Here is a 17,880-nt window from a genome sequence, read left to right as displayed (position 1 = left end):
GTGGATAACCTATAAAAATCAGATTTCCCAAATGATACCATGATAGGAAAGAGGGGAGGGGCGCACATGCGGAAAGAGGAACAAAAAGAAGCTTTTCGGGAAGAGTATCGCCTCCTTGGCCTGAAAATCGCTTACTACCGAAAAAAACGAGGCTACACCCAAGAACAGCTTGCGGACCGGGCGGAGTGCAGTTGGAGCTTCCTAAGCCAGCTGGAGGCCAATAACGGCGACCGCATCCACGCACCCTCCCTATACACGCTTTTTTGTATTGCAAGAGCCCTGGAAATTTCCGTCTCTAAATTGTTTGAGGAATAATGGATTGCCGCCCGGTCTGGGCGGCAATCTTTTGCGCTTGCGGCGCCCTTCGGCGTCCTCCCGTGGCCTCCTCGCCGCCGACAGCAATGCCGCCCAATCTGGGCGGCATTGTCGGCTTTGCAGGGGGTTATCCAAACAGCTTCAGAAGAATTCCATAAATAACGGACGCCAGTGTGCCGAACACGATCACCGGTCCGGCCACGGTAAACATTTTTGCCGCCATGCCGGTGACAAATCCCTCGCTTTTAAAGTCGATGGCAGGGGAGACCACGGCATTTGCAAAACCGGTGATCGGCACCAGAGTTCCCGCGCCGCCGAAGCGCGCCAGCTTGTTGTAGAGATTCAGGCCCGTCAGCAGGGCGGAGAGAAATACCAGCGTGCAGGAGGTGGCGGTACCGGCGTCCTCCTTGCCAAGGCCCGCGGCGCCCCAGGCCGTCTGGATGGCCTGACCCAGCACGCAGATGAACCCGCCGATCACAAAGGCCAGCGCCGTATCTTTGACGATGGGGGACTTTTTTGCCTTTTGCTCCACATACTGTTGGTATTCCTTGGGTGTGAGATCCACTGGAAACACTTCCTTTCATGCCCAGTATGCCCCAGCCCCGCCGTGAGTATGTATTGCAAATCACGGCAAAACGCGGTACACTGATAAATATTTGCCCCGCCGCCCGGCGGGGTCGGGAGGCAAACCAAATGAAACCTGCTCTCAGGCCCCTGGGCCTGTATATTCATATTCCATTCTGCCGGCAAAAGTGCTCTTACTGTGATTTCTACTCTCTGGCGGGCCGGGAGGACCGCATGGACGACTATACCGCGGCCCTCCGCGCCCATTTGGCGGAGGCGGCACCCTTTGTCTCCGGCTACACGGTGGACACCGTCTACTTTGGCGGCGGCACCCCCAGCTGCCTGGGGGAGAAGCGGCTGGCCCGGCTCCTGAAGCTCATTGAGAAGAAATACCGTCTTGCCAGGGAGCCGGAGGTCACTCTGGAGGCGAACCCCGACTCCGCCGGGGACTGGAAGGCTCTCAGGGCGCTGCGCAAGGCGGGCTTCAACCGTCTCTCCCTGGGGATGCAGGCCGCCGATGACGGGCTGCTGCGGGAGATCGGCCGGATTCACACCATGGGCCAGGTCCGCGCCGCCGTGGAGGCGGCCCGAAAAGCCGGGTTTCAAAATCTCTCTCTGGATCTGATATACGGCCTGCCCGGCCAGGCCCTTTCTCAGTGGCGGGAGTCTCTCTCCGCCGCCGTGGACCTGGAGCCGGAACATCTGAGCTGCTATGGATTGAAGGTGGAGGAGGGGACCCCTCTCTTTGCCCGGCGGGAGAGCGCAGACCTGCCGGACGATGACGCCCAGGCAGAGATGTACCTCTACGCTGTGGAATTCCTGGCTCAGTATGGCTACCGCCAGTATGAAATCTCCAATTTCGCAAAGCCCGGACGGGAGTCCCGCCACAACCTCAAGTACTGGACGCTGGGGGAGTACGCGGGCTTCGGCCCCGGGGCGCACTCCGACTTCGGCGGCGCCCGCTACGCCTACGAGCGGAATCTGGAGGGCTACATCCGGGGCGTCCGGGACCACACGCCCATGCTCTCGGAGAGCGAGCGGATTCCGCCCCTGGAGCGGGACACCGAGTGGCTAATGCTGCGCGCCAGGACGGTCCAGGGCCTGGACCCCAAGGAGTTCGAGACCCGCTTCCGCCGGCGCTTTACCTGCTTTTTACCCTTTTTGGAGGAGTGCCGCCGCTCCGGCTACGCGGTGGAGGAGGCGGGGTGCTGGCGCTTGACGCCCAAAGGCTTTCTCGTATCCAACCAAATCATCGGCGGGCTGCTGGATGCCCTGGCCCAGGAAAAGCGCCAGCGGGCGGACGCCGCCGCCCGGGGAGATTTTCGGGTCCGCCTGGACTGAGAGGAGTTGTTTCATGCATATCTATTCCACGGGCCAATGGGTCCTGCTGTTCTTTTTCTACTGTTTTTGCGGCTGGGTATGGGAGTCCTGCTACGTCTCCCTCTGCCAGCGGCGGTGGGTAAACCGGGGATTTCTCCATGGCCCGCTTCTGCCCATTTACGGCTTCGGGGCCATTCTCATCCTCTTTGTCACGCTGCCGGTGGAAAACGATCTGCGGCTGGTGTGGCTTCTGGGCATGCTGGCCGCCACAGCGCTGGAATATGTGGTGGGCGCCGCCATGGAGCGGCTATTTCAGGTCCGCTACTGGGACTATTCCAAACACCGCTTCAACCTCCATGGCTATATCTGCCTGAGCAGCTCCATTGCCTGGGGCTTTTTCTCCATCTTGCTGGTCCGGTTTGTGCATCCCCCGGTGGGGCGGCTGCTGGCGGACGTGCCCAGCTGGGTCGTGGACCCGCTGGCCCTGGCCCTCACCGCGGCGTTTACCGTGGATGTGGTCCGCTCTGTACAGGCGGCCCTGGACCTGCGGGAAATGCTGGTCAAGCTCACCGAGGAAAACGAAGACCTGCGCCGCCTTGCAAGGCGCGCTGAGATCATCGCCGCCTTTGCCGAGGATGATCTGCGCCGCTTCCGGGAGCGGACGGAGGTGGATACACTGCAAGAGCGTATTCAGGCGGGGCTGCGGGAGGCCCAGGCCGCCCGGCGCAGCCGCCGCCAGGAGCGGATTGAGGCTGCCTTCCGGCGCCGCACCAGCGCCAAGCTGGAGGCGCTCTCCGCCATTGCTGAAACGCTGGAGCACTGCCGTGCCAGACTGCCGGAGAGCGATGAGCTGGACGAACTGCTGGAAAAGGTCCGCACCCGGCAGGCGGCCTTGCGGGAGCGCACCGCCAAGTCCCTGCGCCAGTCCCTGCGGATTCTGCGCGGAAACCCCAGCGCCAGGACGAAAGGCGGCCTCCAGGAGGTTTTGGACGCCCTGCGGAGGATGGACGAGAAATAAGGCCGCGCTCTCCAATCTGCGGCCGTGTTTCAAACCACTGAACCCGTCTGAGAAACGGGTGATGGAAGCCCCGGTCTCTTTCGCAGGGATCTCCCTCTCCGTTTTTTCAACAGTCTCGAAGGACCGCCTCCGGCGGTCCTTTTTCACGCGGCAGTCCGCGGAAGCCCTCGGATTTAGCGCCGGCAGGCTCCCCGCAAGCAGGAGAGCGGCCCGCCAAAAGGCGGGCCGCTCTTTCCCTCCATAAAGAGGCCGGACTTCAAAAGAGTCCCACCTGCCCCTGCAGCACATCGCCGCCGATACTCCGCAGCTGCTGCACATTCTCCTCGCCCAGGCGGTCCAGGATGGCAATCTTGCGGATAATATCCTTCACGGTTGCATCCAGGGCGGTGCCCTCGCTGTAGTCCGCCCGGAAGATGAAATCCACCCGGCCCTTTGCCAGCAAATCCTCCACGCCCAAGCGGTTGCTCTCCTGGTACACGGCGATGGCCTGACCGCCGTAGGCCCGCATCATCTTCATGCAGGGTACGTCCGAGAGGCCGTCCCCCACATAGACCATGTTGTGGAAGGGGACCCGCTTGCTGTCGTCCGGCATGGAGTCATTGAGGGTCTTGTCATCGGAGACGTCCAACACCCCCTTGTTGATGCGGTAGACAAACTGGGTCTTGGCGGTGAAATTGACCGCCAGCTTGGGCCAGACCGGACGTCCCGTCTCGTCGTAATAAAACTCGCTGGCATAGATCTCCTTGAACGCGGCGCTGATGGAGGAGCCCTCAATGATCTCCCGCAGCCCGGAGGAGATGATGTAGTGCTCTACCCAGACGCCCTGTTCCTCGCCAAAGGCGTTCACCCGGCGGAACCAGTCCTCCACCCCGGGAAAGAGCACAATGTCCCGGCCCTTCTCCACCAGGTCTCCCCTGGTAAAGGGCAATTCCCTCCGCTCCGCCTCCTGAATCATGGTGTACATATAGGCCAGGACGCTGTCAATCCGGTGGCGGCGGCCAAAGTCGTTTGCCACCGACCAGAACTCCGCCGGGGTCATGCCCAGAGAGGGGATAAAGGCGTAGTCCTGCATATCGGTGGTGCAGAGGGTCTTGTCAAAGTCATAGAGAAACGCCGCAATGGGAAGCTGCATAAGGCGGGCCTCCTTTTCAAAAAGCGGCTCTTGCGAGCCGCTTTTCCTCATTTTTCTCCGCTGTAGTTGCGGCCAAATTTCAGCTCGTCCAGATTGATGCGGCGGGTGGCCTCCAGGTCATCCTCCGGGGCAAAGGGGTCGCCCTCCGGGTAATCGGGGGTCTCCGGCTCGGCGGGCTGCTCCACCTCCTGGGGGGAAAAGGCCGCCATCACGTGCTCTTCAATCTCCTCCACCGGCGGCTCCGCCTCCGGCGCGGCTGCCGGGACCTCTGCCTGGGGCAGCTGTTCTAAAAACCGCAGCTCCCGCTCGCACAGCTCCCGGCTGGCGCGGATAAACTCCGCCAGCTCCTGCTGTCCCTGGCGCAGGCGCTCCTGGGCGGCCTCCAGCTCAGAGCCATACTGGGAAATCCGCTCCTGGGCGCCGCTCCTGGCCTCCTCCAGCATCTGGTCCCGCTTGGCCTCCGCCTCATGCACGATGGAGTCGGCCATCTTCTGGGCGGTCAGCAGCGTCGCCCGCATGGAGTCCTCTGTGGCGCGGTATTCCTCCACCTTCTCCACCAGAACCTTCAGCTTGGCCTTCAGCGTGGCGTTTTCCTTATATAAAGCCGTGTAGTCGTCGGTCAGCTCGTCCAAAAACTCGTCGACCGCGGCCATATTGTATCCTCCCATCACCGCCTTGGTGAAGGCATGGGTGGAGACCTCCTGTGGAGTCAGCATGGTTTCTCGTCCTCCCTGTTAAAAATACAGACCGTTGTTTTCCAGCTCGTCAATCAGGTCGCCCTCAATATCCACGTGATAGGGCGTGATGATATAGGTGTTGGCGGCCACCTTTTTGATCTTTCCCTCGCCGGCGTAGGCAACACCGGAGAGGAAGTCAATCAGACGCCGGGCCACATCCTTGTTGGTAGACTCCAGATTCAGCACCACTGTGCGCTTGTCCTTGAGCTGGTCGGCAATTTCAGAGGCATTTTCAAACCGCTCCGGCTTCACCAGCACCACCTTGAGCTGGGTTGTTGCGTGAATATTCACCACCTTGTTGCGGCGGTCCTCGATTTTGGACCGGCGGTCCTCAAACGCATCCCTCCGGGGATCGTCCTCAAAGTCCTCAAATTCCTCGTCCTCGTCCTCATAGGGGTGGGTCAGCTTTTTCAGCTCATCAATGAAACTCATGGCAAAGCCTCCTTATCTGGTGTCTTCAAAGGTAGTGGCGCGCGCCGAAAATCGCGGTGCCCACCCGGACCATGGTTGCTCCGGCCGCAATGGCATCGGCATAATCACCGCTCATACCCATGGAGAGGTGTTTCAATTCATTATGGAACAATTTTGCATTGATGTCAACATAAAGTGTCCGTACCTGCTCAAAATACCGCATATTGGCATCCCGATCCGCGTCTGCCGGGGGGATCGTCATCAGGCCCAGAATCCGCACATGGGGATGTTCCAGCGCCGCCTCCGCCGCGGCGAAGACCTCCTCCGGCAAAAAGCCGCTTTTGGCCGCCTCCCGGCCGATGTTGACCTCCAGCAAAAGCTCCTGGGTCAGCTCCCGGGCTGCCGCCGTCTTTTCAATCTCCGCCAGCAGCGCAAGGGAGCCCACGGACTGGATCAGCGCCGCCTGACCCACCACCTTGTTCACCTTGTTGCGCTGGAGATGGCCGATGAAGTGCAGCGGCACCCCGTCATAGGCGTGCTCCGAGAGCTTCTTCACCATCTCCTGCACCCGGTTTTCCCCCAGGGCGTCAATCCCAGCGGCCACGGCCTCCCGGCAGGCGGCCGCGTCCGTCATCTTGCTGGCTCCCACCAGCGTGATCTCCCCCGGGTCCCGCCCGGCGGCCCGGGCGGCCCGCGCGATCTCAGCACGCACCTGGGCAATTCTCTCTGCAATGCTCATCTTTTCCACCCTTTTCCGCTATTCTCCAACGACCTTCCCATCATACAGGTCGTATGCCTTCACAATGACTTCATCCCCGGGCCGCAGGCGTAAAAGCTCCTGGTTCGAGGAGATCTCCGCCTTGACCAGCGCAAAATTCTCGTTGCTGTAGAGGACGCTCACCGGCTTGAAGGCGGCCTCCCGGCCCATCACACAGTAGACGCCGGTGGTTTTGGTCTCGCTGGTGGTGCCGTCCTCGTTCTCCACCGTCTTTGCAACAACCCGCAGGGCCTCTCTGGGAACTCGGATTCCCTCCACGCGATTGGTAATCACCTGGGCGCTCTGCTGGCGCAGCAGCGTCAGCTGGGTAAGGTAGGTATCGCCCTGAAAAACCGCCACCACACGGCCGTTCTCCTCCGCTCCCACCGAATGAAGCGTGACCGGCAGATCCTGGTCCACCCCCTTGGTAAAGCGCAGGGAGAGCGAGACGCCGTCTGCCTGCTGGTCCTCCAGCTCCTGGGCCTGCGCGGCGGGCATCGCCGCCGCGTAATACCACGTATCTCCCAGCACCAGCTTTCCCACGTTGGAGCTGACGGTCCCATCGGCCTTCAGGTTCTCCAGAGAGGAGGGCGTCAGCGCCTCCAGACTCTCTGGCGTCAGCACCGTCTCATACCCGTCCACCACCGCGGAGTAGAGTCCCGCCACCGGCGCGGTAATCCGCCGGACAGACCCCGCCGCCCGGGACTGGAGCGTTTTCCGCTGTGCCTGAAGCTCCTGGAGCTGCGTCTTCAGATCCTCTGTGCCGGATACGGAGAAGTCCCGCTTCATCACCTGGGTCCGCAGGGCGTCCCCCTGCTTTTCCGCGTCCTGAAGGCGGTCTGCCGCGAGAGCCGCCCGGTAGGTGAGAATACTGTTATTGATCTGCGCGTCCAGCTTCTGCGTGATCTCCACGCCCAGGGCCGCCTCCTGCGCATACTGGAGCTGCTCGATCCGGTTTTCCAGGCTGGCAAGCTCTGTTTGCAGGTCCAAAGAGGCTTGATCCGCGAACACCGCCGCCACGGTTCCCCCCTCGCTCACGCGCTCCCCCTCCTCCCGCAGAAGCTGCAGCAGTCCGCTGCTCTCTCCGGGAAGCACCTGCTCCTCCCGCACCACATACCCGGAGAGATGGACGCTCTCCTCCACCTCATAGGTGTAGGCCAGGGTTGTGGTCAGGGGATCGCGGAAGTACCGCGCGCCCTGAACGCCGAAGTAAACCAGCAGGGCCAGCGATATCGCTGCCAGCAGGGCCTTGGTGCCAAAAGAATTTCGTTTCATGGTTCCCTCTTATGTATTCCTTTTCGTGAGGGGACAGCAGGGGTCATTCCTCCGTCGACAGGTCCACGCTCCGGACCGGCGCGATGGTGGAAATCGCGTGCTTATAGATGATCTGCTGTCTGCCGTCACTGTCCAGGACCACCACAAAGGCGTCAAAGCCCGTGATGATGCCCCGCATCTGAAAGCCGTTCATCAGGAACATGGTGACAGGCACCTTGTCCCGTTTGGCTCGAAGAAGAAAAATGTCCTGTAAATTCGCTTTTGTCTGCATAATCGTCCGCTCCTTTTCTGTATGGTCCGCCGCTTGCATGCGACGGTTCTTTTGGTCGGACGAGTCTTGATCGTCCGCCGGGCCATGCCCGCAATCAGCATACCCCGGCGGCGGTCAGAATTTCTGTCGAAAGCTGTAAGGCCTGCTCAAAATTCCGCTCTTTTTCCCATTCCATCCAATGAATGGCCGGATTCCGCCGCAGCCATGTCAGCTGCCGCTTGGCGTACTGCCGGGAGCGGAGCTTCACCTCCGCCACGGCCTGCTCCATGGTGGCCGTCCCCTCCAGCACGCCTAAAAACTCTTTGTACCCGATGGCCTGCCATGCGGTTGCCGAGGGGGGGAGGCCGCTTTGCAGCAGGGCGCGCACCTCCTCCTCCAGCCCGGATCGAACCATTGCGTCCACCCGCCGGTCGATGAGGGCCTTCATATCCTCCCGGTCGGCAAACCGGAGACCCAGCCAGACCGCGTCATACCGAGGGGGGAGGCTCCGGGTCCTCTCGTCGTGGGCGGTGATGGTCTCCCCGGTCTCCCGGTAGACCTCCAGCGCCCGCAGAATCCGCTTCGTGTCCGCCGGGTGAAGCCGGGCCGCGGACTCCGGGTCCACCCGCCGCAGCTCCTGGAGCAGCGGTTCCATCCCCTCCGCGGCCAGCTGCGCCTCCAGCTCCCGCCGGACGGCGCCACCGGCCTGACCCGGGGCAAACTCCCGGCCCTGGACCACCGCATCCAGCCACAGCCCTGTTCCCCCCACCAGAATGGGGAGCTTTCCCCGCTTCAAAATATCATCCACAATGGGGATGGCAGCCTGGGCGTAACGGGCGGCGGACCACTGCTCCGCCGGGTCCGCCACAGCGATCATGTGGTGGGGGACGCCGTCCATCTCCTCCGCGGTGGGCGCGGCGGTGCCGATGGTCATCCCCCGGTAAATCTGCATGGAGTCGGCGGAGACCACCTCGCCCCCATACCGTTTGGCAAGCAGCACGCCCAGGGTGGTCTTGCCGCAGGCCGTGGGCCCCACCACGCAGACAATCCGCGGCGCCACCGGCTACAGGCTCTCCGCCAGGCGCCGGGCCAGATCACAGCCTGCCGCCAGCAGCTCCGGCGTCTTGGCCGGGTCAATGTCCATCCCCCCGGCGAACACGTAGTCAAACCTGGGAATTCCGAACATGGCCGCCATCTGCCGCCAGTGGACCACGCCCACGCTGTCCTCGTGCTCAAAATCCCCGCCGGAGGTGAGGTAGACCAGCCACTGCCCCCGGCAGTCCCCGTGACAGCCGTCTGCCTCATAGTGATAGCAAAGACCGTTGGCGGAGATATCCTCCATATAGATGCGCAGGGCCGCCGGATAGCTCAAATCCCAGTAGGGCGCCGCCACCACCACCGCGTCTGCGGCGCGGAACTGGCGGGCCAGGTCAAAGACCGGCGCATCCCAGGCCCCCACGGAGGCCAGGGCGTCCCGCTCACTGAGCATCTCCGCCGTAAAGGGCTTGAGTTCCAGGGCTCCCACCTCCACCGTCTCCAGCTCCCAGTCCGGATGGGAGGCGGCAAAGGCCTCCAAAAACGCCGCCGCCAGGCGCCGGGTGCGGGAATCCGCTCCCCGCTGGCTGATGCAGCTATCCACAAATAACAGCTTCATGCTTTCATTCCTCCTGATCAAAAACCGTTGTGATCTTTCCATCCCGGTCCAGCAGAGGTGCCAGCCCGCCGGCGTTGCCGCTGGAATACCACAGGTCGTTTCCCCCCGGGCTCCCGGTCCACCCAGATCTCCATCATGTCCATGGCGGTGTAGGTCTTCACAAACCGTTTCTCTGCCATACCGGCTCCTCCATAGATATGCTGCCCTGTTTGGGCCGTTTTCTTTCCCGCCGCAAGTCCAAAGAGCGCTCATATCGACTCAGCTTCACCGCAACCGGGCGGCCGCTCGCGCCGCAGGCGCGGACGTTTCCATCCCATTCGTCCCCACGGCCGCCGCCCCGTCTGCGCCTCACGCCCGCTTGAAGAGCTTTTCCAGCTCGTATCGACTCAGCTTTACCGCAACCGGGCGGCCGTGGGGACAGTAGCGGACCTCGCCGCTCTGGACCTTCTCCACCAGCACCCGCAGCTCCGACACGTCGCTTTTCCAGCCGCCCTTGATGGCGGACTTACAGGCAATCGTATGCAAAAGCTCCTCCCGTTTTTCATCCAAGGTCCCGCCGCCGCGCAGCGTTCCGGCAAACTCCTCCAATGCGGCGGAGGTCTCCCCGGCGTCCAGATCTGCCGGAACCTCCCGGACCAAAACCGCGCCGCCGCCGAAATCCTCGCAGGAAAAGCCCAACTCCTCCAACAGCGGCAGATTGTCCAGCACCGCCGCCGCGTCCTCCCGGCTCAGCTCCGCAATGGCGGGCTTCAGCAGCATCTGCCGCATGGGCGCCGTCCGGGATGCCTTCAGCCGGTCAAAGTTGATCCGCTCATGGGCGGCGTGCTTGTCAATGAGCCACACGCACCCCTCCTCGCTCTCGCACACGATGTAGGTGCGCAGCACCTCTCCGGCGATCCGCCAGGGCGCCTCCTCCCGGAGGGGCTCCATGGTCTGCTGCTCCGGCAGCTCCCGGCTCTGCCGGGGAATCGCGGGGACAAACGGCTTTTCCGGCTTACCGGCCGGCGAAGTCTCTGCCTCTGTTGGGCCGGCCGCCGATGCCGGAGGCCTTCCCAGGGCGCCGCCCGCGTCCCGGAACCTCCCATAGCCGGAGGCCGGAGGGGCGCTGTCCGCCACACGGGCCGTGGAGCGCCGCTCGCTGTCCCAGGCGGGCCTCGCCGCGCTCCGGGGCTGGGAGTCCGCCTGCTCCCTCCGCTCCCGAAAGCTCTTGGCGTCCAGGGACTGGAAGAAGTCCTGCCGGGGAAGCACCACCTGCTCCACGCTCCTGGGGACTTGCACCGCGCCTCCCCGGGCGCTCAGGCAGTCCAGCACCGTGTGGTAGACCGCGTCAAAGACCTCCTTTTCCCGGGCAAACTTCACCGTGGTCTTGGCGGGGTGGACGTTCACATCCACCGCCGTCACCGGCAGCGTGACCGACAGGACGCACCCGGGAAATTTCCCCTTCATGATCTGGTTGCGGTAGCCCTCCTCCAGTGCCGCCGTCAGGAGCTGAGACTTGATAAACCGGCCGTTGACAAAGAACACCTGCATGGACCGGGAGCCCCGGCTCTGGAGGGGCATGGTAACATAGCCCTCCACCGCCACCTCTCCGCCCCGGCCCTCCACGGCCAGCAGGCTCCGGGCAAACTCCCGGCCCAGAGCGGCGTAGATCGCGGACTCCAGCTTCCCGTCGCCGGGGGTGTGGAGCGCCTCGGCGCCGTCCTTGATCAGCTGAAAGGAAATGTCCGGATGGGACATGGCCAGATGTTGTAAAAGCCCCGCCACGGCGGCGGTCTCGGCGCTGTCCTTCTTCATAAATTTGAGCCGCGCCGGCGTATTGTAAAAGAGGTCCCGCACCGTCACGGTGGTGCCCTCCGGCGCGCCGGCCTCCTCCACAGGTCCCGGCACGCCGCCCTCCAGATGGAGGGACGCGCCGCTCTGGGCGCCCTTTGGCCGGGTTAGGATCTCCACCCGGCTCACGGCGGCAATGGCCGCCAGCGCCTCACCCCGGAAGCCCAGGGTGCCGATGCTCCCCAGGTCCTCCGCCGAGCGCAGCTTAGAGGTGGCGTGGCGCAAAAAGGCCGTGGGCAGTTCCACAGGCGCGATGCCGCAGCCGTCGTCTGAAACCCGGATGAGACCCATTCCGCCCCGGCGGATTTCCACCCTCACGGCGGTGGCGCCGGCGTCCATGGCGTTTTCCACCAGCTCCTTGACCACGCTGGCCGGCCGCTCCACCACCTCGCCGGCGGCAATCAGGTCCGCAACGTGAGAGCTGAGTTGTTGAATGTGAGGCATGTTGTTCTCCTTTCGCACAGTCCCGCGCCTCTTGGGTTTTGCTGCCTATACCAGCAGTACGGTGGCTATGAGAGGTACCGTCACCATGGCGCAGACGGTGGTCAAAAATGTGGCCTGCGCCATGCTCTCCACATCGCCGCCGTACTCCATGGCCAGCATGGAGCCGTTAGCCGCCACCGGCATGGCCATCTGCAGCACCGTCACATTCACGGCCATAGCCTCCAGATGCAGCGGACGCAGGGCCAGGCCCAGCAGCATGGGCATCGCCACCAGCCGCACCGCCGCAAGGCTCCACAGCCGCGGGGAGGAGAGCACCTGCCGGAAGGATGTAGCGGTAAGCAGCGAGCCGATAATCAAAAGAGACATCGGTACGGTCATGTCGCCCACAAATTCCAGGCATTCTCCCACCACCCTCGGCGGGCGCAGGCGCAGCAGCGTCATCACCAGCGCCAGAAACGAAGATACCACCGTGGGCGTCAGAAACATTTTCCGGGCGTCAAAGTTCTTCATGCCTCCCGTCAGGATCACGGGACCCATGGAGTAGGAAATCAGATTGAAGGGAAGGGTCAGAATCACCGCGTAGAGCATGGCCCCCTCTCCCAGAAATGCCGTGCACACCGGGATGCCGATAAACCCCACATTGGAAAAGCACAGCGCAAAGCGCCATACGCTCTTTTGTTCCGCGGTGCCCCCCAACAGCCGGGGCAGCAGAGCGGCCAGGGCAAACCCGATGATATAAAATGCGGCGGCGGCCTCCAAAATACCGGCCAGCGTGGCAAGGTCCGGCAGCTCCTCGCTGGTGGCCACTGCTCCCAGGGTCATCGCCGGCATGGTGATCGTCAAAATCAGCTTGGTGAGCTTCCGGTCCGTCTCCCCGCCCAGAATTCCCAGCTTATTGGCAAGGTACCCGGCGGCAATGCCCGCCAGCACCACGCTCATATTGGAAAGGCTTGCAAAAAAATCCATGTTGCTTCTCTCTTTTCTCAGGGGGTTTTTAGGAGGGCACGTCCGGGCTTCCCGCCCACTGCCCGCCGTATCCCAGGGCCACCACCAGGGCCCGGAGCTGCCGGACGGACTGGTCCAGCCCCTCCCCCTCGGTCAGGGAGCGGAGCAGGTGGTTTTTCCCCGTGGTCTCAATATTGACGGTCCAGCCCGCCCCGGCGTGCCCCAGGGCGTCCCGGTTGGGCCAGCAGTGAACCGCTTTGATGGCGCCGCGGGGGATTTCCTCCCGCCCCAGGACCAGGGTATCCGGCGTCACGTGCCAGAGAAGCGTCCGCTCTCCGCCGCCGGGAAACAGGCCCCTCAGCATGGGGTAGAACAGCCGGAAGAGCACATAGGCCCCCAGCGCCGCCACGATCCCCCGGGCAAGCCCTGTCAGCTCCACCCGGCGCAAAAAAAGATACATGAGGACGCCGTCCAAAAGGCACCCCAGAAGCACCGCCGCCAGCGTCCGCTGCCAGTCGCTCTTTCTCACTTTCACTTCGCCGGACATCCGCGCTCTCCTTTCATAACATGGTCCACACGCTCAGTGCGTTGGCCGCGGCGTGCAGAGCGATGGCCGTCCACAGCGTGCCGCTGTGCTCATAGGTCCAGGCCAGCACCAGCCCCGGCACCAGATACTGCACCATCAGCAAAAAATAGGTGATATCCTGATTCACCAGGGCAAACTGCCACACGTGCAGCAGGGCAAAGAGCAGACAGCTCACCAGGTACCCCGCCGCGCGGCTCTTCCCCTTTAAATTTCCAAACACCAGCCCCCGGAAGAGCACCTCCTCCACAAAGGGAGCCAGGAGAATCACGATGACCACCGTCATGGCGGGCGCGTCGTCGATCTGGGCGGAAATGGTGTTGTTGTTGAGGTTCGTCCGGTTGTTGATGAGCAGATTGCTGAGCCGGAACACCAGCTCATTCAGGCCGTACAGCCCCACCAGGCCCAGGCCCAGCGTCTTGACGGCAAGACCCAGATTCTCCGCCAGGTGCCGGGTGGTTCTCGCGAGAAAGGCGTGGAACACGATGATACTCACGGCAAAGAGGATATAATAGGTCAAAATGCTCTGCATGGCGCCGGAGATCGTGACCCCCAGCAGCCCTCCCGCCAGACGGAACAGCGGCCCCGCGGCAAAGGGCAGCACCAGCAGATAGATCATAAAGAACACGGTTCCCCCGATCTGCTCCCCCGGCGACATATAGGTTGTTGTCTTTCTTCTCGGCATGCTCTCGCCCTTTGCTTTTGATTTCCTCCGCGCCGCCTCTCGCGGATCAGGTCTCTGCACCGGCGGCAGCGGCTGGCGCACCCCACCGCGCCCTGCGCGGCGTGGACCCCGCATTTCACGCAAACCGGCCGGAATCAATCCGTCCGATTTCTCCTCCGCGCCAAGTGCCGCCGCTTTGCGGCGGTTGCGCCCTGTATGCTCGCTGCGGCTGGCAAAGGGCTTGCTTCCCGCAAAACCCTTGACGCGCCTCCCGGCGCGGTCCGCCGCTTTACTGCAATTTCTGTTTCCACTCGTAGATGAGGCTCATCGCCTCAATCGGCGTCAGCGTGTCCGGCTGGCAGCGGCGGATGGCGTCCAGCACCTCGCCCTCGCCCAGGGCGCCCAGGGTCATCTGGTCGCTCTCCCGCCGGGCGGCCACGTACTGCACGCCGTTTTCCGCCTCCAGCTCCTTTAAGATGGCCTTGGCCCGCTGCACCACCTTCTCCGGAAGCCCCGCAAGCCTCGCAACCTCAATGCCATAGCTCCGGTCCGCGCCGCCGGGGACGATCTTGCGCAGGAAGATGATCTCCTCCCCCCGGGCCTTCACCGCGATGTTGTAGTTCACGGTCCCGGGCAGGGAGTTTTCCAGCTCCGTCAGCTCGTGGTAGTGGGTGGCAAAGAGGGTCTTTGCCCGCTTTTTCTCCGCGCAGTACTCCAGCACCGCCCGGGCAATGGACATGCCGTCATAGGTGGAGGTGCCCCGGCCGATCTCGTCGAGAATCAGCAGGGAGTTCTTCGTGGCGTGGTGCAGGATGTCCGAGACCTCCGTCATCTCCACCATGAAGGTGGACTGCCCGGCGGAGAGGTCGTCGCTGGCGCCGATCCGGGTGAAAATCCGGTCCACCACGCCGATATGGGCGTGGGCGGCAGGGACGAAAGACCCCATCTGGGCCATCAGCACAATCAGCGCCACCTGGCGCATATAGGTGGACTTGCCCGCCATGTTGGGGCCGGTGATGATGGCCACCCGCTCCTCCTTCTCGCCCATAAACGTGTGATTGGGGACGAAGAGGCTGTCCTTCAAAACCCGCTCCACCACGGGGTGGCGGCCCTCCTGAATCTCAATGACCCCGGACTCGTCCACATCCGGCCGGCAGTAGTTGTTGCGCACCGCCACGGCGGCGAAGGACACCAGCGCGTCCAGTTCCGCTACCGCGGCGGCGGTTTTCTGAATGCGCACCGCGGCGGCGGAGATCTCCTCCCGCAAGGCGGTAAAGAGCTGGTACTCCAGCGCCACCACCCGCTCCGAGGCGGTGAGAATCTCGTGCTCCAAGTCCTTGAGTTCTTGGGTAATGAAGCGCTCGCCGTTGACCAGGGTCTGTTTGCGGATGTAGGTGTCCGGCACCTGATCTTTAAACGAATTGCTGACCTCGATGTAGTATCCGAAGACCTTGTTATAGCCGATTTTCAGCGTCCGGATGCCGGTTTTCTCCTTCTCCCGGGCCTCCATCTCCGGAATGACGCCCTTGCCCCCCTGGAGGATGTGCCGCAGACGGTCCACCTCCTGGTCAAAGCCGTCCCGGATGAAGCCCCCCTCCCGGACGGAGAAGGGCGGCTCGTCGCAGATGGTCCGGGCAATCCGGTCCCGGAGGTCTTCCAGCACGTCCAGCTCCGCCGCCAGCTCTCCCAGGCGGCGGTCCTTCACGGAGGCGAGCTGGGCCTTGATCTCCGGCAGCCGTTCCATGGCCGCCCGGAGGGACGCCATGTCCCGCCCGCCGGCGGTGCCGTAGACGATGCGGCCGAGAAGCCGCTCCATGTCGCCCAGGCCCGTCATGGCGGCGCTCAGCTCCTCCCGGGCGATGGTGGCCTCCACCAGCGCCGCAACCGCGCTGGAACGACGGTTGATGGCCGTGACGGAGAGCAGGGGCCGCTCCAGCCAGCTCCTTAAGCACCGCCCACCCATGGGGGTTTTGGTCTTGTCCAGCACCCAGAGGAGGCTCCCCTTCTTCTCCTTGTTCCGCAAGGTCTCCGTCAGCTCCAGGTTCCGGCGGGCGGTCAGGTCCAGCTCCAAAAACACGCCCTGTTCGTAATAGTCCAGGTCGTTGATGTGGCTGAGGTCCGTTTTCTGGGTCTCGTAGAGGTAGCTGAGAAGCCCTCCTATGGCCATGGCCGCCGCCGGATTCCCGGCGGGCAGGCGCTTCAACGCCTCCTCGCCAAACTGGCGGCGGATGCTCTTTTCCGCGTCAGCCAGGAGAAAGCGCCGCTCGCCGCCCCGCTCCACCCGGCAGTGGAACTTCTCCCGCAGGGTTTCCAGCAGCCGGGACTCCGCCCAGGCGCCGTCGTTCAAGATGGCCTCGGCGGGGGAGAAGCGGCCCAGCTCGTTGATGATATGCTCCACCCGCTCATCACCGGAAAAGGCGGTCAGGTGGGCCTTGCCGGTGGTGACGTCGCAGAAGGCCGCCGCCGCGGAGCGCTCGTCGAGGTAGATGCCGCAGAGGAAGTTGGAGGACTTGTCGTCCAGGCACGCGGCGTCGGTGACGGTGCCGGGGGTGATGACGCGGATGATATCCCGCTTAACAAGACCCTTGGCAGTGGCGGGGTCCTCCATCTGCTCACAGATGGCCACCTTGTAGCCCTTGGCAATCAAGCGGGCGATATAGGCCTCGCTTGCGTGATAGGGAATCCCGCACATGGGAATCCGCTCCTCGGCGGGCTTTGCGTGCTTGCCGTGGTCCCGGGAAGTAAGGGTCAAATCCAGCTCCCGGGAGGCGGTGCGGGCGTCCTCGTCAAACATCTCGTAGAAATCGCCCAGGCGGAAGAATAAAATCGAATCAGGGTTGTCCTTTTTGATCTCCAGGTACTGGCGCATCATGGGGGTTAGTTCTGCCATAACAGGGGGTTCACCTCTTTTTCGCTGTGTGCAGCGGTATCTGTCTCTATGAGGGGCCGTCCGATGGGACGGGGTATAGGCTATGTTGATAGCCTGGCAATGCACCCCCCATTTTCTTTTCGTCTTGCCGAAAAGAAAACGGGCCGCACCCGCAGGGGGTATGCCGCATCCGTAAGCGGCACAGCCGCCAACGGCTGCGCAATGGACGGTCCAAAAGAAAAGACGCTGGGCGCAAACTTGCACGTATGTGCAAGTTTGCTTAATACGGGGGTCTTCCGAATGTGTGCCGACTAAGATCGGGGGTCTTCTGCCGGCTCGCGCCGGACTCCCCCCTCGCGGGGGGCTGGCTCCCGCGTGTAGGGGCTTGGAGTAGAACTCGTTGGTGGTTCCGGATACTTGCTCCTTCTCTTTCCGCTGGCGCTACCCTGGTGCTTTAGGGCGGCTGGCTCTCAGCCACCGCCAGGGTAGCGCCAGCGGAAAGAGAAGCACGCAGTCTCGACGAGTACCAACAAAGCTACCTTTGCACCAGACTCGCGGGGGAATGTCTTTCAACTGCCAGGGGACGGCGCGAGCCGGTAGGGGACTTCTTCACTTGGTCGGAACTGATTCGGAAGACCCCCGTATTGAAGCGAACTTGTGCGAACGCGCAAGATCGCGCCCGGCGTTTTTTCTCTTGGACCGTCCATTGCGCAGCCGTTGGCGGCTGTGCCGCTTACGGATGCGGCATACCCCCTGCGGGTGCGGCCCATTCTCTTTTTGGCAAGACAAAAAGAGAATGGGGGGTGGAATGCCCAGCCATCATCATGGCTCCTGCCCCGTCCCATCGGACGGCTCCCCCTCACGCCTCCGGCAAACCAGCTCATCGAGACTAATCCCATAAAAATCCGCCAGAGCGATCAGCGTGGACATCGCCGGCTCCCGGGTTCCCCGCTCATAGTTCCGATACCCCCGTACAGTGATCCCAATCGCGTCCGCAACATCGGACTGTTTCAACTTTCTTCTTTCCCGCAGATAAAAAAGATGCTCAGAAAAGGTCATAGGTGCCCCTTCCACTTGACAGGAACAAATATTCCTGCTACAATCATTTTAAA

The 17,880-nt window shown here is 62.8% G+C and carries 19 protein-coding genes; 3 read left to right on the top strand and 16 right to left on the bottom strand.

Annotated elements, in window-relative coordinates; translation table 11 throughout:
* The first annotated feature begins 66 nt into the window (after positions 1–66).
* On the top strand, positions 67–315 hold the full coding sequence (locus KJS55_RS07485) for a helix-turn-helix domain-containing protein (RefSeq protein ID WP_187030162.1): 249 nt from the start codon (positions 67–69) through the stop codon (positions 313–315).
* Between the two features lie 127 nt (positions 316–442).
* Here the strand turns inward: KJS55_RS07485 and spoVAC are convergent, their stop codons facing one another.
* On the bottom strand, positions 443–880 hold the full coding sequence (gene spoVAC, locus KJS55_RS07480; protein ID WP_213543033.1) for a stage V sporulation protein AC: 438 nt from the start codon (positions 878–880) through the stop codon (positions 443–445).
* Between the two features lie 128 nt (positions 881–1,008).
* On the opposite strand from spoVAC, the gene hemW reads away from it, so the two are divergent.
* Together hemW and KJS55_RS07470 are read left to right on the top strand one after the other, a co-directional pair.
* On the top strand, positions 1,009–2,220 hold the full coding sequence (hemW, locus tag KJS55_RS07475) for a radical SAM family heme chaperone HemW (protein WP_213543032.1): 1,212 nt from the start codon (positions 1,009–1,011) through the stop codon (positions 2,218–2,220).
* 13 nt (positions 2,221–2,233) lie between these two features.
* Positions 2,234–3,217, top strand: a complete 984-nt coding sequence (locus KJS55_RS07470) for a putative ABC transporter permease (RefSeq protein WP_213543031.1) — start codon at positions 2,234–2,236, stop codon at positions 3,215–3,217.
* Between the two features lie 256 nt (positions 3,218–3,473).
* On the opposite strand, the gene KJS55_RS07465 is transcribed toward KJS55_RS07470, so the two are convergent.
* The 15 genes from KJS55_RS07465 to KJS55_RS07395 form a co-directional block, all read right to left on the bottom strand.
* Positions 3,474–4,349 (bottom strand): HAD family hydrolase, encoded by an 876-nt coding sequence (locus KJS55_RS07465; protein WP_213543030.1) that lies wholly within the window; start codon positions 4,347–4,349, stop codon positions 3,474–3,476.
* Positions 4,350–4,396: 47 nt separating this feature from the next.
* On the bottom strand, positions 4,397–5,065 hold the full coding sequence (locus tag KJS55_RS07460; protein ID WP_187030152.1) for a DivIVA domain-containing protein: 669 nt from the start codon (positions 5,063–5,065) through the stop codon (positions 4,397–4,399).
* A gap of 18 nt (positions 5,066–5,083) precedes the next feature.
* Positions 5,084–5,518: a cell division protein SepF gene (locus tag KJS55_RS07455; protein ID WP_187030150.1), complete on the bottom strand. Its 435-nt coding sequence runs from the start codon at positions 5,516–5,518 to the stop codon at positions 5,084–5,086.
* 25 nt (positions 5,519–5,543) lie between these two features.
* The gene (locus KJS55_RS07450) at positions 5,544–6,236 is read right to left on the bottom strand and encodes a YggS family pyridoxal phosphate-dependent enzyme (protein WP_213543029.1); all 693 of its coding nucleotides are present in this window, start codon (positions 6,234–6,236) and stop codon (positions 5,544–5,546) included.
* Positions 6,237–6,254: 18 nt separating this feature from the next.
* Positions 6,255–7,529, bottom strand: coding sequence for a biotin/lipoyl attachment domain-containing protein (locus KJS55_RS07445; protein WP_213543028.1), 1,275 nt, complete (start codon positions 7,527–7,529; stop codon positions 6,255–6,257).
* 43 nt (positions 7,530–7,572) lie between these two features.
* Positions 7,573–7,800, bottom strand: coding sequence for an RNA chaperone Hfq (gene hfq / locus KJS55_RS07440; RefSeq protein ID WP_187030145.1), 228 nt, complete (start codon positions 7,798–7,800; stop codon positions 7,573–7,575).
* Between the two features lie 94 nt (positions 7,801–7,894).
* The gene (gene miaA / locus KJS55_RS07435) at positions 7,895–8,839 is read right to left on the bottom strand and encodes a tRNA (adenosine(37)-N6)-dimethylallyltransferase MiaA (RefSeq protein ID WP_213543027.1); all 945 of its coding nucleotides are present in this window, start codon (positions 8,837–8,839) and stop codon (positions 7,895–7,897) included.
* Between the two features lie 3 nt (positions 8,840–8,842).
* Positions 8,843–9,433, bottom strand: a complete 591-nt coding sequence (locus KJS55_RS07430) for an NAD(P)H-dependent oxidoreductase (protein WP_187030142.1) — start codon at positions 9,431–9,433, stop codon at positions 8,843–8,845.
* 17 nt (positions 9,434–9,450) lie between these two features.
* On the bottom strand, positions 9,451–9,612 hold the full coding sequence (locus KJS55_RS17765; RefSeq protein WP_318280947.1) for a hypothetical protein: 162 nt from the start codon (positions 9,610–9,612) through the stop codon (positions 9,451–9,453).
* A gap of 169 nt (positions 9,613–9,781) precedes the next feature.
* Positions 9,782–11,707: a DNA mismatch repair endonuclease MutL gene (gene mutL, locus KJS55_RS07420; RefSeq protein WP_213543026.1), complete on the bottom strand. Its 1,926-nt coding sequence runs from the start codon at positions 11,705–11,707 to the stop codon at positions 9,782–9,784.
* A 45-nt stretch (positions 11,708–11,752) separates the two neighbouring features.
* Positions 11,753–12,673, bottom strand: a complete 921-nt coding sequence (locus tag KJS55_RS07415; RefSeq protein WP_187030138.1) for an AEC family transporter — start codon at positions 12,671–12,673, stop codon at positions 11,753–11,755.
* A gap of 28 nt (positions 12,674–12,701) precedes the next feature.
* On the bottom strand, positions 12,702–13,199 hold the full coding sequence (locus KJS55_RS07410; RefSeq protein ID WP_213543025.1) for a hypothetical protein: 498 nt from the start codon (positions 13,197–13,199) through the stop codon (positions 12,702–12,704).
* A gap of 13 nt (positions 13,200–13,212) precedes the next feature.
* Positions 13,213–13,920: a CPBP family intramembrane glutamic endopeptidase gene (locus KJS55_RS07405; RefSeq protein WP_187030134.1), complete on the bottom strand. Its 708-nt coding sequence runs from the start codon at positions 13,918–13,920 to the stop codon at positions 13,213–13,215.
* Between the two features lie 268 nt (positions 13,921–14,188).
* On the bottom strand, positions 14,189–16,789 hold the full coding sequence (gene mutS, locus KJS55_RS07400) for a DNA mismatch repair protein MutS (protein ID WP_213543024.1): 2,601 nt from the start codon (positions 16,787–16,789) through the stop codon (positions 14,189–14,191).
* 801 nt (positions 16,790–17,590) lie between these two features.
* Entirely contained in the window at positions 17,591–17,827 is a 237-nt protein-coding gene (locus KJS55_RS07395) for a helix-turn-helix domain-containing protein (RefSeq protein WP_213543023.1), read from the bottom strand.
* Positions 17,828–17,880: the final 53 nt, after the last annotated feature.

This window comes from Pusillibacter faecalis, from assembly GCF_018408705.1.
Taxonomy (GTDB): domain Bacteria; phylum Bacillota; class Clostridia; order Oscillospirales; family Oscillospiraceae; genus Oscillibacter; species Oscillibacter faecalis.
This window is presented reverse-complemented; position numbering and strand designations above follow the sequence as displayed.